The organism is Vibrio sp. 1159 (genome assembly GCF_033340395.1).
Classification (GTDB): domain Bacteria; phylum Pseudomonadota; class Gammaproteobacteria; order Enterobacterales; family Vibrionaceae; genus Vibrio; species Vibrio alginolyticus.
The window spans coordinates 1-1,046 of the sequence record NZ_JAWOWL010000187.1; the positions used below are offsets into that span (position 1 = coordinate 1).

Below are 1,046 nucleotides of genomic sequence, written 5' to 3' on the forward strand. Positions count from 1 at the left end.
TGCGAACAATAGTGATACTAGCAGTACCGCACGGTATGCAAAGCGAGGATTTGGCAGCTTGCTACGAACAAAGGTAAGAGCAACCAAAGCAATCGCCACTGGGTAAAGGGCAAACAGTACAGGTACAGAGAGCGAAATCAATTGCGCTAGACCAACGTTAGCAACTAGCGCACATACGGCACCGTTGATTAGAACCCACTGCTTGTATGACAGTGATGTCTTCGAGCTGAAGAAATCAGAACATGCTGAAATCAGGCCGATAGCCGTTGTCAGACACGCTAGCAATACAATCACAGAAAGAACGATTTGACCGTAAGGGCCAAACAACGCTTGAACGTACTGGCTTAAAATCAGACCACCGTTGTCTGCGCCCGCAGCAACTGTTGCACTGGTAGCGCCTAGGTAGAATAGCGAAATGTAAACAAATGCTAGACCAGCCGCAGCGATACAACCTGCAAAAATCAGGTACTTAGTCGTCGCAGAACGCTCCGTGATGCCTTTGCCGCGCAGTGCATCCACCATCAACATACCAAACATCAGTGATGCGAAAGTATCCATGGTGTTGTAGCCTTCAAGGAAGCCTTTGGTTAGTGGCTGAGTTAGGTACTCACCACGAGCTCCAATCATATCGCCTTGAGGATCTAGGAATACTGCAACAGCAAGAATGATCAAACCGACAAACAGCGCTGGAGTCAGCACTTTACCGATCAAGTCGATAAGACGGCCTTGGAACCAAGAGAACAGCATTGCAACCGCAAAAAAGATCACAGAGAACGCGGTAAGGTGCGCTTGAGAAGCTTCAACAAAGAATGGCTTCACGGCCATCTCGTAAGCCACTAGACCTGTACGAGGCGCTGCAAACGCAGGACCAATAATGATGAAGATAAGTGCTGCCATCAATACTGCTGCTTTTTTCGGAAGATCTTGAGTCAAGTGATCCCATGATCCACCTGCTACAGCAATAGCAACGATAGTAATAAGAGGTAGACCTACCGCTGTTAGCAAGAAACCGAACATCGCTGGCAATAGGTTTTCACCCGCGAGCT

1 protein-coding gene is annotated in these 1,046 nt (G+C 48.2%); it reads right to left on the minus strand.

Features of this window, described 5'->3' with window-relative positions; translation table 11 throughout:
* Positions 1 to 1,046, minus strand: a 1,046-nt coding sequence (gene brnQ, locus R7127_RS26890) for a branched-chain amino acid transport system II carrier protein (RefSeq protein ID WP_318148760.1), incomplete at both ends; no start/stop codon positions are given.